A 16,600-nucleotide genomic window follows, 5' to 3' on the forward strand; every position below is an offset into this window, starting at 1 on the left:
GGCGGTAAAACGCTTAAATCGTGAAGTGATCGCGGAACTGCTCTAGCGCGGCCGTGCTGTCACCGCTGGCCCAGCCCTCCATCGCCACCGCGCCGCTGTAACCTACTTCCTGCAGTGCACGCGCGATTGCGCGATAGTTGATCTCGCCGGTGCCCGGCTGCTGGCGACCCGGTACATCCGCCACCTGAACTTCGCCAATCGCGGAACCGCTGCGGCGAATCAGCTCAATCAAATTGCCCTCGCCAATCTGCGCGTGATAAAGGTCGAGATTCATCTTCAGCGCCGGGCTGTTGACCGCCTCCACCAGCGCCAGGGTATCGGCAGCCAGCGCAAACGGGGTGCCGGGATGATCGACCGGCAGGTTGAGGTTTTCGAGGGTGAACACGCGCCCGGCGCGCTCGCCCAGTTGCGCCACTTTGCGCAAGGTATCGACCGCTTTCAGCCACATCGCACCGGTTACCACTTCCACAGGTTTGACCGGCAAGCCTTTGTCATCCAGCCCGGTGCCGTGCAGATTTAATCCCGGGCAGTTAAGCCGCTCAGCTACGGCCAGCGAGGCTTCAGCACTTTGCAGCAGCTGCTGGATCTCGTCATCGTCGGTGAGATTGCCGGTGAGATAGCCGGTCATGGAGGTGAATCGCGCACCTGTGGCGACCAGCGCATCAATGTCTTTATTGGCCCATCCCCAGATTTCGACGCCAAACCCCAGCGCGTGAATGCGTTTCACACGCTCGACGAAAGGCAGATCGAGGAACACCATTTCGGCACAAACTGAGAGTTGATAAGCAGCCATTAGCGCGCTCCCACTTTGACAGGCAGGTTGTGGGTGACCGATTCAATACAGGCCAGCGCAATCTCCAGCGCATTGCGCGCGTCTTCGCCGGTGGCGCGCGGTGTTTCACCGGTGCGGATACAGCGGGCAAACTCGATCATTTCCGCCACATAAGCTTCGCGCAGCAGATCCGAATCCATACGCGAAGTCTCCATGCTGATACCACTCGCGCTGTAGCGCACACAGTTAGATGAGGTGATATGGCCCGCCTGCAGCATCCCATTGCTGCCAAACACTTCGCCGCGCACGTCATAGCCGTACACTGCCTGGAAGTTGGCTTCCGCGATGGCAATCGCTCCGTTATCAAAACGAATCGTCACCACCGAGGTATCCAGCAAGCCTTTATCCTTGAAATCCGGACGCACCAGCGCATCAGCAATGGCATACACTTCCACCGGTTTTGCCCCGTGGTTGAAATGCAGCAGCGTGTCGAAATCGTGGATCAGCGTTTCGAGATAAATGGTCCACTGTGGGATGCGTGAAGGATCGTGCAGCGCCGGATCGCGCGTCACAGAACGACTCAACTGCGTAATACCGTTCTCACCCGCCTTCACTGCCGCAATCGCCGCCGCAAAACCCGCATCGAAACGGCGATTAAAGCCCACCTGCAACACCACGCCCGCGCTTTTGGCGGCGGCAATCGCCCGATCAGCTTCCTCCAGCGTGACGGCCATCGGCTTCTCACAAAATACGTGTTTTCCGGCATTCGCTGCGGCAATTACCCACTCGGCATGGGTGCGAGCGGGCGCTGCAATGGCAATCGCATCAATCTCTGGATCTTGCAGCAGCGCATGCAAATCGCTGTAGGCTTTTGCTACACCCAGCTTGCTGGCAAGTTTCTCAGCGGCACCGGGCTGCGGATCGGCCACCGCCGCCAGCGTGGCGCCGGGTACGCGATACGCCAGATTCTCGGCGTGGAAGCTGCCCATTCGCCCTGCGCCAATCAGACCAACACGTACCGGTTGAAGATGAAATGTCATAAATCATTCCTTACTGTTTTGGATATGTCCGCTCGGGACAGGTGAGATAGACATTTCATTGCAATCCAGATGCCAACTAAAAAGGGGCGATTTATGTGAGGCACCACACAGCGTTGCGCTGTGGATTGGTCATAAACTTTACATGTCAACTTCACATGTCAATAAAATGGACATTCCAGATTGACCAGGAGCCTCTGATGCGCGCCAGTGAACGTTTGCCGTTTAAAGATGAAAGCGACCCGATTTTCAGCCTGCCGGAAGGAGCTGAAGCGGGCGAATGGGATACCTTGTTGTGGCAGGGCTGGCACAGCTTTGTCAGGGGGGAACAACCGGGCTGGATGCGGCGCAGTATTTTGCAGTCCTGGCAGCGATCGCAGCAGCGCGCTATCGATCCCCATACCTTCGTCTACACTTCGCCACCCGCTGATGAGCTTAAGGCCATCCTTGCGCACAATGCCGAGCTGATTATGGTGGCGCGTAACGTGATGGAAAACCTGCTGGCCTATAACCCGGACGGCCATATCAATCTCACCGACGCGCACGGGGTCACGCTGCATTTTTGCGGTGCTGATTTAACGCCAATCGGTAGCATCCTGAGCGAAGAGGTGCTGGGTACCAACTGCACGGCACGTTGCCTGATTGAGCAACGGCTGGTGTATGTATTAAGCGGCGAAAACTGGAAGATCGATCTGCGTAAGCGCCACTACCAATGCGCCGCCGCACCGATCCGCGATACCGCCGGCCAACTGCTCGGCGTGCTCACACTCACCGCCACGCCGGATAACTTCAATGCGCACACGCTCGGCACGGTGCAGGCCGCTGCGGAAGCGGTAGGACAACAGCTGATGCTGCGCAGTTTGCTGGCGGAACAACAGTCGATCCTCGAAACCTTAAATGAGGGCGTGATCGTCTGCGATCGCCATGGACGGATCAAAACCTTAAACCGTTATGCGCGGCAGATCTTTAGCGGCCTCGATCCCCAAGCCGGCCCGATCGATGTGTTACTGCAACCACAGGGCGGATCGCTGCTGACCATGCCATTCTGTAACGACCGCGAGCTGCAGTTTATGCCGGATGGCGTGCAGCCCCTCTCCTGCCTGATTTCATTAATGCCCGCACCCGATGGTGGCCGCGTGCTGTCATTGCGTGAGAACCAGCGCATTCGGGCGATTACACGGCAGGTAATGGGCGTCAGCGCCAGTTATACCTTTGAGATGATTCGCGGCCACGCTCCTCGCGTGCAGCAAGCAATCCAGAAAGCACGCGCCAGCAGCCGAACGGACAGCACCGTGCTGTTAAGTGGTGAGAGCGGCACCGGCAAAGAGCTGTTTGCACAGGCGATCCATAACGCCAGCCCACGACATCAGGAACCTTTTATCGCCCTCAACTGCGGCGCTCTGCCGCGTGATCTGGTGCAGAGCGAACTGTTTGGTTATGTCGATGGCGCGTTTACCGGTTCCCGGCGTGGCGGCTCCGCTGGAAAATTCGAGCTGGCGGATGGCGGCACGCTGTTTCTGGATGAAATTGGCGAAATGCCGCTGGAGGCACAGACCAGTTTGCTGCGAGTATTACAGGAGAGTGAAGTAGTGCGTATCGGCGCAGCACATCCGCTGAGGGTCAATGTGCGCATCATCGCCGCCACCCACTGCAATCTTCTGGATGCGGTGGAAAAAGGCGCCTTTCGCCGTGACCTGTTTTACCGGCTTAACGTGATTTCATTAGCTATCCCGCCGCTGCGCGAACGACAGGAGGATATTCCAGGGCTGGTGAATACCTTTATTCAGGCGCTCTGTACTCGCTTGAAACGCATTGCGCCGCAGGTGTCGTCTGAAGCCATGCACTGCTTGCAGGCGTGGCACTGGCCGGGCAACGTGCGTGAACTGGAGAACCTGGTTGAACGCATGGTGAACCTGTGCGAAGGGCTGGAAATTGGCAAGTCGGATTTACCGGAAGAGATGACGCAGCGCGAACCGTTAACGGAAGCAGGCGTCTTGACCTCCTTGCAGGAGAATGAGCGCCAGCATGTATTACAGGTGGTGAGCGAGCAGAAAGGCAACCTGCGCCAGTCGGCACAGCTGCTGGGGATTTCACGTACCGCGCTGTATAACAAACTGAATATCTGGCAAGTGGATGTCACGGCTTTGCGAGGGAAATAGGATAACGGTGAGTGCGCCTCTCTTAACCTGCCCGCTCCCTGAATCCTGAGCTGGATTCAGGGATGACCGCAGAGTGGGGAGAGCACATTGCCCGCTCTCTACAACGACGCTCCACCGCAAATCACCAGTTCTTGCCCGGTTATCGCATCAGCAGCGGGTGACAGCACAAACCGCTCTCTACAACGACGCCCCACCGCAGATCACCAGCTCCTGCCCGGTTATCGCATCAGCAGCGGGTGACAGCACAAAACCGGCCAGCGCCGCCACTTCCTCCGGCTTGATGTAGCGCCCGATGGGCGGCAGCTTTGGTGGTGAACTGGCGCGGCCGGGTTGCAGCAGCATGGGCGTCTCTGTGGCTCCGGGCGCGATCACATTCACGGTGATACCCTGCGGCGCTAATTCCGCTGCCCAGCTGCGCGCCATCCCGACCATCGCCGCTTTGGTACTGACATACTGGCTGCGATTAGCGGCGCCGCGTGAGGTGCGACTGCCGATCAGCAAAATGCGATCGCCCTGCGTCATCTGCGGCTGCAAGGCGTTCGCCATGATCTGCGCCACCTGCACGTGCAAATACCACAGGCGCGCGCTCTGCTCCTCATCGAGATCGCCGAGCGGCGCTGCCGCCATCATGCCTGCGGCATGCACCAGCGCATCCACCTTTGGCAAAGCGGCCAGCGCCTGCTTCAGCAAACTGGCATCAAACAGATCCACACTCACCGAGGTAAAGCCCGGATGATCTTTCTTTACCAGCGTGCGACTGAACCCCGTCACCTGCCAGCCTTGCGCCAGCAGATGATCGGCAATCGCCGCGCCAATACCGGAACTGACACCCGTGACCAGCGCGTGTCGACTCATTGCTCTCCCCTCGCCCACGCTTCGTTAACGCGGACGTACTTAATCGCCTGACGGAAATAGGTATAGGCGATATGCAGCGCGCCATCGTCACTCTGTTTGATGCTGGGATAAGAGAACTCGCGATTGAGTTTCTGCTGCGAATTGTTGGTCATGCAGTAGCCGTCGCCTTCATCGAGATTACGCTGCCACGGCCAGCTTTTGCCGCCGTCCGGGGAAATGGCCAGCGTCATCGGTGCGCGCGGTGCGCCCCAGAATGCGGTGCGCCCGCTATGCACCACCGGTTCAGCCGCCACCGCCACATCATCATCCTCATCTTCGATTTCGTCATACAGCGACAGGCGACGCTCGCTGGCATCTTTGGCGCTCATGGCATTGAATACCAGCGCCAGATGGCCGTTATTCAGTGTGGTCACCTGAATTGAGGAATTATTGTTTGGCAGTTCAGTCGCCACCGGCGCACTCCAGCTTTCACCGCCATCTGTTGAACGACTTTGATAAATAAAGTCCGCCCAACGGCTGCGATACAGCGCCAGTAAGCTGCCATCCTGCAATAAAGTAATGTTCATGTGCACGCAGCCCAGGCTATCCGGCACCGCTACATCACGCCAGCTTTTGCCTTTATCACTGGAGATTTTTACCGCGCTGATGTCGTCATTACCCACCCACTTCGCGCCAGGCTGAGTGCGGCAATAGAACACCGGCAGCAGCCAGTTGCCATTCGGCAACACGGTAATCGGCTGGCGAATAAAGGTGCCGGGTTGATCGAGCAGCGTCTCGATGGCGCTCCAGCTGCGGCCAAAATCACGCGACTGGCGATAGCGCACAATGGCCGTGTCCTGATTGCCGGACTTCTGCGCCGTCCACAACAGCCACAATACCTGGTCAGGATCGAGGAACAGTACCGGGTTTTGCTCAGAACGCGTCGAATCATCAGAAAGTTTCTGCGCATCGCTCCACTGGCTGCTGCCCTTTTCCAGGCGTGAACACCACACTGAGATATCGGCGATTCCTTCCTGCGTGCCACCAAACCAGACACACAGCAGGTCGCCGTTCGGCAGCGGCAGCAAATTGGCAGCATGGTTCTGCGGACAGACCGAAGGCAGCATCGCCGTGAGCTGCTGCGCATCCTGCGCGTGCGGATGAAGGTTACCGTTACGTTCCACGGTAATCGTTGAATCGGTCATATCAGGCTCCACTGTTTTGCATTGAAGATTTTGGTGCTTTTTTGTCGTGCGTTTGCGGCGACGGGATCAGGCGATCAATCAACATGATCACCGCGGGCGTAATCAACGCCACATACATGTTATTAATGCCGAACGGATCGCCGAGCAGATACCAGACGGTGGTCACCACGCAGGCCCCAATCAGACCGGCATTTGCCCCACGGGTACTCTTATAGAACGGCAGGTAGAACGCAATAATCGCCACTACCGAGATCGACAGACGAATTGCGCGGGTAAAGAAGGAGAGCTTCAGCACCTCAGGCACGAACAGCACCAGGATTAACGGCAGGAAGCCAATCAGCAGCGACAGCCAGCGCGTCATGCGGAATTCACGTTCTGGCGTCGGGTTGCGGTACGGCACGTAGAAATCTTTTACCACCAGCGAAGCAATCGCCAGCGCTACAGTACTGACACTGACGAAAATCGATGCCACCAGCGAAGTGGTCACAATCCCCGCCAGCCATGGGCTCATATCCTGCAGGAAGACCGGCAGCGCATACAGGCTTTTGATATCCGGATGCAGGTACTTCGCCGCCACACCAATCAACGCAATGGCAATCGCAATTGGCATGCAGAAGAAGAAGGCAACCCAGGTTGCACGCTTCGCTGACTCAGCGCTTTTCGTGGAAGCAATCGCCTGAATCACAAACTGGGTGCAGAAAATCGAACCGATGGTGCCGATCATCCAGGCAAAAATCGTACTGGCCCCGATGTTGCCGTCCCACGTCCAATAGAAGTGCGGCATCTCTTTGATCATCGGGCTGACGCCACCGGTCATATGCAGTGCCACACCCAGAATGATCAGGATACCGATATATTTCAGGCCGCTGTGCAGCAGCGTGACCCACGCGATGCCTTTCATGCCACCAAACATAAAGTAGAAGGTACTCACAAGCGCGGTGATCACCGCCGCCGTGGTGAGATTCAGGTTCAATACAGTCGAGATCGCCGCCGCGCCGCTCACGTAGTTCCCCACGTTCACCAGCAGCAGCGCGTAGATCATGATGATAGAAATGATGTTTTTGGTCGAATTGCCGTAACGCTCAGCAATCGCACCGGAAATGGTGATTTTTCCGGTGTTATAAATGCGCTTAACCAGCAGAAATCCGAACAGCGGGAAGCCTATCGCGGCGCCAATCACCGACCATGACGCGGCAAAACCCCCTTCAAACGCCGCCTGTGCGGTGCCGATGGTGGATTTCGCGCCGATGTACTCAGACATCAACATTACACCCACGACAAAGGCTGGCATCACGTTGGATCCCGCCATGAAGTCGCCACTGTTTTTACTGCGCAGGCGCCAGGTCAGCCAGGTGGTAAACAGAATATACGCGATGACTATCCCGACGATAATCATCATCCCTTCTGTAGAGAACTGTTTCATTTTAGCCTCATTGATAACGTAGGGTCATGGCCTGCGCTGGGCTTCACGCTTGCCGTTAATGAGGTTGCCAATCTTGTTATTTTAGTGTCTGTGCACAACGGCAACCCTGTTTATGCTTATTGATTCATTTCACTCAAAGCAGAATGAATTCACGCATAAGCAGGGCAATTTATAGGCTAAACGGCAAATGATTTGTTTGATCATGCTCACAAACAGTCAATGATGATTATAAATAATCAAAAATCACTTAATAGTTACAAGGCGGACTGCAAAAAATCGACAAAGGCGCTAATGCGGGCGGGTAACTGACGCTGTGGCTGCCACACGGCAAAGATATCGCCATCCACCGTGCTCCATGCGGGCAGCACATGCAACAGTTCGCCACTTTCAATCATATGCTGCGCATCCCACCATGAGCGCAGCAGGATGCCGTGCCCGTCCATCGCCAGTTGCATCGCCACTTCACCATCGTTGGTGATCAGGCTGCCGTGCACCTTTTGCGTCAGTTGTTGCTCGCCGTTGCTTAAACGCCACAGGGCAAAGTCACTCTCATATTGCCGCAGTAAAATGCAGTTGTGTTGCGCCAGCGCAGCCACGCTGTCCGGCAAACCATGGCGCTCAGCGTATGCGGGCGCGCAGCATAACACGCGCGGATTGGTGCGTAACTTGCGCGCGATGAGACGGGCATCAGGCGGCTCGCCAATGCGGATATCAATGTCGATGTGGGAGTCGAGGAAATTGAGGGGCTGGCTGCTGAGCTGCAATGACAGCGAGACTTCCGGATGCAACGCGGCAAAGCGCGACACACAGGCCGCCACATGCCGGCGACCAAAGCCGAATGAGGCGTTGATGTTGAGCGAGCCACGCAGCACCGCGGCCTGACTGCTAACGGACTCTTCCAACTCCGCTAGTTGATCGAGCAACGGTCGCGCGCCTTCCAGATAGCGCTTACCCTCGGCGGTCAACTCCAGACGACGTGTTGTACGGCGCAACAGCTGCACGCCAAGTCGTTGCTCCAAATGGCTGAGGCGTTTGCTGACCGCAGGCAGTGACAAGCCCAGTTCACGCGCCGCTGCGGTTAAACTCTCCAGCGCTGCGACGCGCACAAAGAAGGCCAGATCGTCAGTCGAGGTACGCGATTCTCTACTTTTATTCAACATTGGCTTGCCGCTCAGGCTAATTATTTCCCGGTAATGCATGGTTATACTGCGTTCAGAACATCAACAGCAACCTGCGAGAACCCTATGAGCGGCAAAACCTACAAAATCGCCGTCATCCCTGGCGATGGCATTGGCAAAGAAGTGATGCCTGAAGGCATCCGCGTGATGGATGCAGCGGCAAAGAAATTCGATATTTCTCTGGAGTGGCAATGGTTTGACTTCGCCAGCGCCGAATACTGGCAAGAGCACGGCAAGATGTTGCCGGATGACTGGTTCGCCACCCTTAGCCAGTTTGATGCCATCTATTTTGGCGCGGTAGGCTGGCCGGATGTGGTGCCGGATCACGTGTCGTTGTGGGGATCGCTGCTGCAGTTCCGCCGCGAGTTTGATCAGTACGTCAACCTGCGTCCGGTGCGCCTGATGCCAGGCGTCAAAGCGCCGCTGGCGAATCGTCAGCCTGGCGATATCGATTTCTACGTGGTGCGCGAAAACACCGAGGGCGAGTATTCGTCGGTCGGCGGCACCATGTTCCCGGGTACCGACCGCGAAGTGGTGATTCAGGAGACAGTGATGACGCGCGTCGGCGTCGATCGCATCCTGAAATTTGCCTACGAGTTAGCGCAGAAGCGTCCGAAGAAACACCTGACGTCTGCCACCAAATCCAACGGTATTGCCATCACCATGCCGTATTGGGACAGCCGCGTTGATGCCATGGCTCCGAGCTACCCGGAAGTGAAAGTTGATAAGTATCATATCGATATTCTGACCGCGAACTTCGTGCTGCATCCGGATTGGTTTGATGTGGTGGTGGCCAGCAACCTGTTTGGCGACATCCTGTCAGATCTCGGTCCAGCCTGTACCGGCACCATTGGTATTGCGCCTTCCGCTAATATCAATCCGGAAGGGAAATTCCCGAGCCTGTTTGAGCCGGTGCACGGTTCAGCGCCGGATATCGCGGGTAAAGGCGTGGCAAACCCGATTGGACAGATCTGGTGTGGCGCGATGATGCTGGAGCACCTCGGTTACACCGAAGCGGGTGCCGCCGTGCTGGATGCGATTGAGCGCACCCTGGCCGCCGGTAACAGCCTGACGCGCGACCTCGGCGGTAGCGCCTCAACGGAAGAATTGGGTGTGGCGATCGCTGCAGCGTTGTAAAAATTAAGTGTCAATAGAGATCACAATAACCACAAAATAAGCATGGGAAATGAACTTTATTGATGTACCTTATTTTCAGGACAACGGTAAAAAGGAAATAATATGCCTATCCCGGCTTATTTGTGGTTAAAGGATGATGGTGGAGCGAATATTAAAGGCTCCGTAGATGTAACAGCAAGAGAACACAGTATTGAAGTGCAAGGATTCTCTCATGGAGTCACTTTACCGGTTGATGGTGCTACGGGTAAGATTACGGGAACCCGTACACATATGCCGGTAAGTTTTGAAAAGGAATTCGATTCATCAAGCCCCTACCTCTATAAAGCTGTCACATCAGGGCAGACATTAACTTCAGCAGAATTTAAATGGTACTGTATTAGTGATGCAGGAGAAGAGGTCGAATACTTCAATATGCTTTTTGAAGGTGTCAAAATTGTTTCCGTAATTCCTGGCATGGCAAATATAAAAGCGAACAGCCATCAAACTAACCATGTCGAATCCGTTGCGATGATGTATGAAAAAGTCACATGGAGATATTGTGATGGCAATGTACAGCACACTGATGCATGGAATGAACGAAACTAATCAATCCCTGATCAATGACGCTTTTTGAAAACCTTTATCAGATAAAGCGTGAGTGCTAAAAGACTCGCGCTTTCAATAACAGATGAAGCAATAATCAATTGACCGTAAAACCCCTCCGCATCACCCAAACCATATGCATAGGTAAAGTCAACAAATGCAGACTGATTTCTATTAAGAAAGGCGAAACCTATTGAATGATTAATAGGAATGAGTATAAAAAAAACAAAGAAGAAAAATGCAATTTTTAGTGGGAATCTGATATCAGAACTATGCGCTACAGGCATCTGAAAAACTCCCATCAATGACCTCAATTGTCCCATAAGAATAGAAACTGGTGCCTGGGATGTTTTTATTCCCATAAGTGTAAGTCATCAATGCCTGACGAATTTTAAGAAAATCACTACGATACTGTAGGGTAATACAACCTTGTGATATTCCAGCAGGGCCAATTGGATGAAGACGAAAGTTACCGCGTTTAATACCTTCAATAAACGTATAATCGTCAATGAGTGCGTCATGGCGAAAAAGTCCAAACCATTCTGCATGAACAACAGGTGAACTGCCCGGCCATGACCAAAATTCTCGGCTCATATTATATAACATACTCTTCATGCCATTCGTTGGTCGCTTGACGATGTAATACAGACCTAAGGGTAAAGGCCCATTAAATGGAACGGATGCACATGCCGGGCGATTGCGATAATGATTATTGCCCGAGAAAGCCATGAAATGGCCAATTCCCGGTAATATGAGTGGAGAGAACTGAGTACCCGTAAGAATAAACTTTCCATTAATAGCCATGTAATTTCCTCCTGAAATTAACCATGGCACAATAACCATAAACTGTTTATGGGTGTTAATTAAATATCCCAGGATTTTCCAACACTGTGCATTCCATCACAGGTTGCAATCCAGACGCCCCAAAGGGTGCCCCTACTTCACCGCCCCTTCCGTCACGCCACTGATAAACTTGCGCTGGAACACCAGGAACACCACTACCAGCGGCATGATCACAATCATCGCGCCCGCCATTAGCACTGGAATATCAATGGTGTTTTTGTTCTGGAAGAACATCATGCCGATTGGCAGGGTACGCAGTTCATCCTTGTTCACCAGAATCAGCGGAATCAGGAACTCATTCCACGTCCAGATAAACAGCAGCAGCGCCAGTGTTGATAGCGTTGGCCAGATGGCGGGCACCAGAATGCCCCACAGGATTTTGCGCCGGGATGCGCCATCCATCACCGAGGCTTCCACCAGTTCGCGTGGCACCTGCTGGAGTGCGGTGGCAATCATCAGCGTGGTAAATGGCAGCGATAAAGCAATTTGCGGCAGAATCAGCGCCAGATAAGTATTCGTCAGTCCCATCCAACGCAGTTCATGGTAGAGCGGAATAATAAAAGCCTCGCTCGGCAGCACCATGCCCAGGCCCAGCATCGCGGCTATCAGCTTCTTACCGGGGATTTTCAGCCAGGCAAAGCCAAATCCCGCCAGGATCCCTAACAAAATGCTGCTGATCACCACCGGGATCACCACCAGCACCGAGTTCATAAAGTAGACGTTGAAGTGCCCCTGCTGCCAGGCCGTCACGTAGTTTTTGAAGTTCAGCGATGAAGGCAGCGTGAACACGCCCTGAAACAGCTCCATCTGGGTTTTGAACGAGGTCATCAGCGCCATTAAAAACGGCAGGATGGTCATCAGCGCGACAATCCAAATCAGCGCGCGTGAGACAACAGGCGTACCGCGCATCAGTGACGCTCCCGAATAGCAAAATGAATACACGCGTTGATCATCAGCACAATCAACATACTGAACACGGCCACCGCAGACGCGTAGCCAAAGTAATGCAGGTCAAAGCCCTGCTTATACATAAAGATGTTGGTCACCATGGTCGAGGTGCCCGGTCCGCCTTGCGTCATGACATACACCAGGTCGAAGGCCTTCAGACTGGCGATCACCGTCAGCAGCAGCGCAATGCGCAATTCCGGACGCAGCGAGGGCAGCGTGATACGCATGAATTTCTGACGCCGTGATGAACCATCCAAATCGGCGGCTTCTAACAGCGAGGGATCCATACGCTGCAATCCGGCCATAAACAGCACCAGACAGAATCCAAAGAAATACCAGGTGGCGACAAAACCCACGGCCGGTAACGCCCAGGTGAAATCGCCTAACCAGGAGAGCGCCAGCTGTGGCAATCCGATGGCGCGCAGGAACTGATCGATAGGACCAAACGCTGGGTTATACAGCCAGCGCCACACCACGCCAAGAACCGCCATCGGCATGATGTAGGGCAGGAAAAACAGGATACGCAATACGCTGCGCTCTTTACCGTTGCGCGTGTCATACAGGAAGCTGCACAGCAACAAACCGACGCCAATCGGCAGCAAGGTGTAAAACAGCATCAGTAGCGCGTTGTTGCCCAGCGCCACCCAGAACACCGGATCCTGGAACATGCGTACGTAGTTGCTGATACCGGTGAAAATCGGCAAGGAGGTGCCATCCCACTCGGTGAAACTGATGCCGAGCGAGGCCAGCAGCGGCAGGAGTAAAAACACCGCATAAACCAATACGGCGGGCAGGAGATAAAGCGCATTGCGCCAGGCAGATTTGTTCAGCATAACCTTACTCGCTTGCAGGCTAATTCACGGCCCGGCATCATCGCCGGGCCGGACGTCATCAGTGCTTCAGGGTTTTCAGGTAGCGTTGATAGTTATTGTCGAAATTGGTGACCATCTGCTCCGGCGTCTGTCGCCCTGCCAGCAACAGCTGCACGTTCTGATTCAGCTCGGCATTCATGGTCGGCGTGGCCCAGTCCAGATAATGGCCGAGGCCATCATGCTCGTTAAGGGTGACCCAAACCTGATATGTTTCTGCCAGCAGGGGATTATCCGCCGGGATCTGTGCATTCTTGCTGGTGCCCGCCGGCAGGAAGCCCACTTTCAACCAGCGGTTAGCCATCTCGTCGGAAACGATGTAGTCGATAAATTTGGCCGCCGCATCCTGCTGCTCTTTGGTTTTCGCGGTGTTGGTGATCGAGAACGCCAGATCGGTACCGCCCACCATTAGCGCATGTTGCACGCCCTCACCCATCGGCATCGCCGCGAAGTGCACATCTTTATTGTCTTTGAACTGGCCGAGATACCAGGTGCCGCTCACCAGGAACGCGGCCTGACCATTCTGGAACAGCGTGGCCGCATCATCATGACCAATGCCTTCGAAGCCGGGGAAGAAGTAGCCTTTGTCTTTCCAGCTCTTCATCATGCTCGCCGCTTTCACCAGCTTGTCGTCTTTGAAGGTGCCGCCCACGTCGTAAATCAGATCGTCGAGGGCTTTGCGATCTTTACTCTCAATTTGTGCTTCCCACACCGCACTCAGCAGCTGCTGGCCCATGTTGCCGTCCAGCAGGCCAAGCATCATCGGCGGCGTACCCGCGGCTTTTAGTTTCTCCATTGCCGCTTCCAGTTCAGGCAGGGTTTTCGGTACCGCGACACCCGCTTTGTCCAGCAGCGCCTTGTTGTAATACAGCCCCACCATTTCACCGAGACTCGCCACGCCATACAGCTTGCCGCTACCAAAGTCTTGTTTATCAGACCAGCGGTTACGCTTGAGGATCGAATCCGGGAAGCGCGTGGTCCAGCCGTAGGTTTTGGCATAATCGTCCAGCGGCCACAGCAGTTTGTCTTTCACCAGCGAACCCATATCACCACCGCCCTGATTGACCTGCGCGATTTGCGGGCCATCACCGGCGGTCAGCGCCAGCTTCAGTGGAATACGCGTGTCTTCAAAGGAGTGCACCGAGCGCTGGATGGTAATGTCGGGATTCTTTTGCTGGAACGCTTTAACCGCTTCATCCACGGCTTCGGTTTGCTGCGGATAGTTATAAATATCCCATTCGTTCAGCGTGACCGCTTGTGCCGTTGCCATGGTCGCACCGAGCAAAATCCCGGCAGAAACCAGACGCGACACACTGCGCAGTGAGCTTTTCATACGGGACGGACGTTTGGTTGAATCACACATCATGCTCGGTTTCTCCAACAGATGACTGGCTTCCCTTCATCGCGACACCTGCATGTCCTGGCAGGTTGATTCAGCAGCAGTAATAACGACGTTAATTCATACTTACTTTATGCACAAAAGAAAGTCAAACACCCTCACTGCGGAATTTTTGCTCTGTGATACAGTGCAAATTGTGAGAAGAAAGGCGGGCTATACAGCAGAGAATCCTGCCTGACAACCGCTGAAGCGCACACCATAAGAAGACCCACCCCTACAGCCAGCACAAATCACTCACGCCGTTCACCTGCATTAACCCACTGACAGACCATATGAAAATTCTATACTTATTAAGAGATGTAAGAGGCCTGTGCGGCATAATCATCCCAGAACACAGGCACCACAGGCTCTGCGCCGCTTTACGGGGCCGTTCACGCCATCGCCCGCCCTCAGGATTTACCTCCGTGTTGTGCGGTAGCGCAATTATTACACCTTGAAAACTAAGTCAGCTTTATTTACCGTAAAATCTGTTCATCTCATGACCACAGAGGCACCACCATGACGGCTAAAGGTGTTATTCGCCGCGCCAGCGAGAGCGATTTTCCCGCCCTGTCGCGCATCTGCTTAGAAACAGCCAATGCGGGCACTGACGCCACCGCGCTCTATTCCGACCCGGCACTGCCCGGCCTGCGCTTTGTCATTCCCTATGCGCGCTTTGCGCCTGACTTTGCTTATGTCCTTGAAATAGAGGGTGAAGTGATGGGTTATGCGGTGGCAGCACCGGATACACGCGCCTTCGAAGCAGAGTTGGATGCGCAGTGGTGGCCGCCACTGCAACAGCAATATCGCGATTACACGCCGCAAGCCCCCCTCGACAGTAAAGTGCTGGATGGCATCCTCCAGCCGGATACCGCTGCGGAACAACTGGTGGCGCAATGGCCTGCACATCTGCACATCAATCTGCTGCCGCCAGCGCAACAGGGCGGCTGGGGACGAAAACTGATTGAGCAGTTGCTGCAGGATCTGCGTGCCGCTGGCGTGCCGGGTGTTTCTCTGGGCGTAAGCCTGCAAAACGAGAAGGTGTGCGGCTTTTATCAACGTCTCGGTTTTACGCCCATTATGCGCAGCAACGCCATCTACATGGGCCAACTACTCTGATTGAGGCATCACCATGACCAGCCTGCATCTGCAAAGCGTTAAAAAGTCCTACGACCATGTGAATGTGATCCACGGTATCGATCTCACCATTAACAGCGGCGAGTTTGTGGTGTTTGTCGGCCCTTCCGGCTGCGGTAAATCGACGCTGCTGCGCATGATTGCCGGGCTGGAGGAGATCAGCGACGGCAAGCTGTTGATTGAAGGCGCAGACATGACGCACCAGCCCGCTACCGAGCGCGGCATTGCCATGGTATTTCAGTCCTATGCGCTCTATCCGAATATGACGGTGCGCGGCAATCTGGCTTACCCGCTGGAAGTAATGAAGAAATCCAAAGCGGAGATTGAAACGGCCATCAACCAAACTGCTGCGCGACTGCATCTGACGGAACTGCTGGATCGCCTGCCACGTGCGCTCTCCGGCGGCCAGCGCCAGCGTGTGGCCATTGGCCGCGCCATCATCCGCCATCCCCGCATTTTCCTGTTTGATGAACCCCTTTCCAATCTGGATGCTGAGCTGCGGTTACAGATGCGCATTGAGATTGCTCGCCTGCATGCCTCATTGGGCAACACCATGATTTATGTCACGCACGACCAGCTGGAAGCGATGACGCTGGCCGATCGTATCGTGGTACTTCGTCAGGGAAAAATTGAGCAGGTGGGTGCACCGATGTCGCTGTATCACGATCCCGACAATCTGTTTGTCGCCGGGTTTATCGGTTCTCCTAAGATGAACTTCCTGCAGGCGGAAATCGCCACGGCCTCGCCGGGTGCCGTCCAGTTGCGCGTTCCTGCATTGGGCATCCACACTCTGACCATGAAGATCGATGCAGCCTGTCACGAAGGACAAAAAGTCACGTTGGGAATTCGGCCCGAACATTTCTCTCCGGCCAACGAGGATGACGCTACGCTGAGCTTTAGCGCCGACTTGTCATTCAGCGAGATGCTGGGGCACACCAACTATCTTTACCTGGATATCGGTGAGGAGAAATTACTGGTGATTGAGGAGCGCAACGCGGCAGAACATGAGATTGGCGACCGCGTCAGTTATCAGATTAATGCTGAGCGCGGAATGTTGTTTGATGAACAGGGATTGCGCCTGCGTTAGGCGCCTGAATG

The 16,600-nt window shown here is 54.8% G+C and carries 16 protein-coding genes; 5 read left to right on the forward strand and 11 right to left on the reverse strand.

Annotated features, from left to right (window positions below; all coding sequences use genetic code 11):
* Nucleotides 1-13: 13 nt before the first annotated feature.
* Nucleotides 14-793, reverse strand: coding sequence for a TIM barrel protein (locus LBW88_RS11485; RefSeq protein WP_224932254.1), 780 nt, complete (start codon nucleotides 791-793; stop codon nucleotides 14-16).
* Entirely contained in the window at nucleotides 793-1,812 is a 1,020-nt protein-coding gene (locus LBW88_RS11490; RefSeq protein ID WP_224932253.1) for a Gfo/Idh/MocA family oxidoreductase, read from the reverse strand. Before LBW88_RS11490 ends, LBW88_RS11485 begins: the two co-directional genes overlap by 1 nt.
* 197 nt (nucleotides 1,813-2,009) lie before the next feature.
* Between LBW88_RS11490 and LBW88_RS11495 the strand changes: the two genes are divergently transcribed.
* Nucleotides 2,010-3,968 carry a sigma-54-dependent Fis family transcriptional regulator gene (locus LBW88_RS11495; RefSeq protein ID WP_224932252.1) on the forward strand — a complete coding sequence of 653 codons (1,959 nt, stop codon included), beginning with the start codon at nucleotides 2,010-2,012 and terminating at the stop codon, nucleotides 3,966-3,968.
* Between the two features lie 177 nt (nucleotides 3,969-4,145).
* Here the strand turns inward: LBW88_RS11495 and LBW88_RS11500 are convergent, their stop codons facing one another.
* The 4 genes from LBW88_RS11500 to LBW88_RS11515 form a co-directional block, all read right to left on the reverse strand.
* Nucleotides 4,146-4,823 carry an SDR family NAD(P)-dependent oxidoreductase gene (locus LBW88_RS11500; protein ID WP_224932251.1) on the reverse strand — a complete coding sequence of 226 codons (678 nt, stop codon included), beginning with the start codon at nucleotides 4,821-4,823 and terminating at the stop codon, nucleotides 4,146-4,148.
* On the reverse strand, nucleotides 4,820-6,007 hold the full coding sequence (locus LBW88_RS11505; protein WP_224932250.1) for a sialidase family protein: 1,188 nt from the start codon (nucleotides 6,005-6,007) through the stop codon (nucleotides 4,820-4,822). The genes LBW88_RS11500 and LBW88_RS11505 overlap by 4 nt, the downstream gene beginning before the upstream one ends.
* Before the next feature lies 1 nt (nucleotide 6,008).
* Nucleotides 6,009-7,430: a sodium:solute symporter family protein gene (locus tag LBW88_RS11510; RefSeq protein WP_224932249.1), complete on the reverse strand. Its 1,422-nt coding sequence runs from the start codon at nucleotides 7,428-7,430 to the stop codon at nucleotides 6,009-6,011.
* Between the two features lie 254 nt (nucleotides 7,431-7,684).
* Entirely contained in the window at nucleotides 7,685-8,590 is a 906-nt protein-coding gene (locus LBW88_RS11515) for a LysR family transcriptional regulator (RefSeq protein ID WP_224932248.1), read from the reverse strand.
* Between the two features lie 84 nt (nucleotides 8,591-8,674).
* Here LBW88_RS11515 and LBW88_RS11520 point away from each other — a divergent pair, with 84 nt between their 5' ends.
* Both LBW88_RS11520 and LBW88_RS11525 read left to right on the forward strand, forming a co-directional pair.
* The gene (locus LBW88_RS11520; protein ID WP_224932247.1) at nucleotides 8,675-9,745 is read left to right on the forward strand and encodes a tartrate dehydrogenase; all 1,071 of its coding nucleotides are present in this window, start codon (nucleotides 8,675-8,677) and stop codon (nucleotides 9,743-9,745) included.
* A gap of 102 nt (nucleotides 9,746-9,847) precedes the next feature.
* A complete protein-coding gene (locus LBW88_RS11525; RefSeq protein WP_224932246.1) occupies nucleotides 9,848-10,330 on the forward strand; it encodes an Hcp family type VI secretion system effector in 483 nt (160 codons plus the stop codon).
* An 11-nt stretch (nucleotides 10,331-10,341) separates the two neighbouring features.
* Here LBW88_RS11525 and LBW88_RS11530 read toward each other — a convergent pair whose 3' ends face one another.
* The 5 genes from LBW88_RS11530 to LBW88_RS11550 all read right to left on the reverse strand — a co-directional run bounded on the left by LBW88_RS11530 (nucleotide 10,342) and on the right by LBW88_RS11550 (nucleotide 14,353).
* Nucleotides 10,342-10,614 carry a hypothetical protein gene (locus LBW88_RS11530; protein WP_224932244.1) on the reverse strand — a complete coding sequence of 91 codons (273 nt, stop codon included), beginning with the start codon at nucleotides 10,612-10,614 and terminating at the stop codon, nucleotides 10,342-10,344.
* Nucleotides 10,598-11,131 carry a DUF2778 domain-containing protein gene (locus LBW88_RS11535; protein WP_224932243.1) on the reverse strand — a complete coding sequence of 178 codons (534 nt, stop codon included), beginning with the start codon at nucleotides 11,129-11,131 and terminating at the stop codon, nucleotides 10,598-10,600. Before LBW88_RS11535 ends, LBW88_RS11530 begins: the two co-directional genes overlap by 17 nt.
* A 132-nt stretch (nucleotides 11,132-11,263) precedes the next feature.
* Complete coding sequence (locus tag LBW88_RS11540) at nucleotides 11,264-12,079, reverse strand: carbohydrate ABC transporter permease (protein WP_224932241.1); 816 nt, start codon at nucleotides 12,077-12,079, stop codon at nucleotides 11,264-11,266.
* Nucleotides 12,079-12,951: a carbohydrate ABC transporter permease gene (locus tag LBW88_RS11545; protein WP_224932239.1), complete on the reverse strand. Its 873-nt coding sequence runs from the start codon at nucleotides 12,949-12,951 to the stop codon at nucleotides 12,079-12,081. Before LBW88_RS11545 ends, LBW88_RS11540 begins: the two co-directional genes overlap by 1 nt.
* 58 nt (nucleotides 12,952-13,009) lie before the next feature.
* Nucleotides 13,010-14,353: an extracellular solute-binding protein gene (locus LBW88_RS11550; RefSeq protein ID WP_224932237.1), complete on the reverse strand. Its 1,344-nt coding sequence runs from the start codon at nucleotides 14,351-14,353 to the stop codon at nucleotides 13,010-13,012.
* Nucleotides 14,354-14,884: 531 nt separating this feature from the next.
* Here LBW88_RS11550 and LBW88_RS11555 point away from each other — a divergent pair.
* The gene (locus tag LBW88_RS11555) at nucleotides 14,885-15,484 is read left to right on the forward strand and encodes a GNAT family N-acetyltransferase (protein WP_224932235.1); all 600 of its coding nucleotides are present in this window, start codon (nucleotides 14,885-14,887) and stop codon (nucleotides 15,482-15,484) included.
* A gap of 13 nt (nucleotides 15,485-15,497) precedes the next feature.
* Nucleotides 15,498-16,589, forward strand: a complete 1,092-nt coding sequence (locus tag LBW88_RS11560; protein WP_224932233.1) for an ABC transporter ATP-binding protein — start codon at nucleotides 15,498-15,500, stop codon at nucleotides 16,587-16,589.
* Nucleotides 16,590-16,600 lie beyond the last annotated feature (11 nt).

This window comes from Pantoea sp. alder81 (genome assembly GCF_020179835.1).
Classification (GTDB): domain Bacteria; phylum Pseudomonadota; class Gammaproteobacteria; order Enterobacterales; family Enterobacteriaceae; genus Pantoea.

What these genes read in the sequence shown, in the direction of transcription:
- LBW88_RS11490 (WP_224932253.1), bottom strand. Translation starts at nt 1,812, where the DNA reads ATGACATTTCATCTTCAACCGGTACGTGTTGGTCTGATTGGCGCAGGG.
- LBW88_RS11510 (WP_224932249.1), bottom strand. Translation starts at nt 7,430, where the DNA reads ATGAAACAGTTCTCTACAGAAGGGATGATGATTATCGTCGGGATAGTC.
- LBW88_RS11515 (WP_224932248.1), bottom strand. Translation starts at nt 8,590, where the DNA reads ATGTTGAATAAAAGTAGAGAATCGCGTACCTCGACTGACGATCTGGCC.
- LBW88_RS11485 (WP_224932254.1), bottom strand. Translation starts at nt 793, where the DNA reads ATGGCTGCTTATCAACTCTCAGTTTGTGCCGAAATGGTGTTCCTCGAT.
- LBW88_RS11555 (WP_224932235.1), top strand. Translation starts at nt 14,885, where the DNA reads ATGACGGCTAAAGGTGTTATTCGCCGCGCCAGCGAGAGCGATTTTCCC.
- LBW88_RS11530 (WP_224932244.1), bottom strand. Translation starts at nt 10,614, where the DNA reads ATGCCTGTAGCGCATAGTTCTGATATCAGATTCCCACTAAAAATTGCA.
- LBW88_RS11560 (WP_224932233.1), top strand. Translation starts at nt 15,498, where the DNA reads ATGACCAGCCTGCATCTGCAAAGCGTTAAAAAGTCCTACGACCATGTG.
- LBW88_RS11520 (WP_224932247.1), top strand. Translation starts at nt 8,675, where the DNA reads ATGAGCGGCAAAACCTACAAAATCGCCGTCATCCCTGGCGATGGCATT.
- LBW88_RS11505 (WP_224932250.1), bottom strand. Translation starts at nt 6,007, where the DNA reads ATGACCGATTCAACGATTACCGTGGAACGTAACGGTAACCTTCATCCG.
- LBW88_RS11495 (WP_224932252.1), top strand. Translation starts at nt 2,010, where the DNA reads ATGCGCGCCAGTGAACGTTTGCCGTTTAAAGATGAAAGCGACCCGATT.
- LBW88_RS11545 (WP_224932239.1), bottom strand. Translation starts at nt 12,951, where the DNA reads ATGCTGAACAAATCTGCCTGGCGCAATGCGCTTTATCTCCTGCCCGCC.
- LBW88_RS11525 (WP_224932246.1), top strand. Translation starts at nt 9,848, where the DNA reads ATGCCTATCCCGGCTTATTTGTGGTTAAAGGATGATGGTGGAGCGAAT.
- LBW88_RS11540 (WP_224932241.1), bottom strand. Translation starts at nt 12,079, where the DNA reads ATGCGCGGTACGCCTGTTGTCTCACGCGCGCTGATTTGGATTGTCGCG.
- LBW88_RS11500 (WP_224932251.1), bottom strand. Translation starts at nt 4,823, where the DNA reads ATGAGTCGACACGCGCTGGTCACGGGTGTCAGTTCCGGTATTGGCGCG.
- LBW88_RS11535 (WP_224932243.1), bottom strand. Translation starts at nt 11,131, where the DNA reads ATGGCTATTAATGGAAAGTTTATTCTTACGGGTACTCAGTTCTCTCCA.
- LBW88_RS11550 (WP_224932237.1), bottom strand. Translation starts at nt 14,353, where the DNA reads ATGATGTGTGATTCAACCAAACGTCCGTCCCGTATGAAAAGCTCACTG.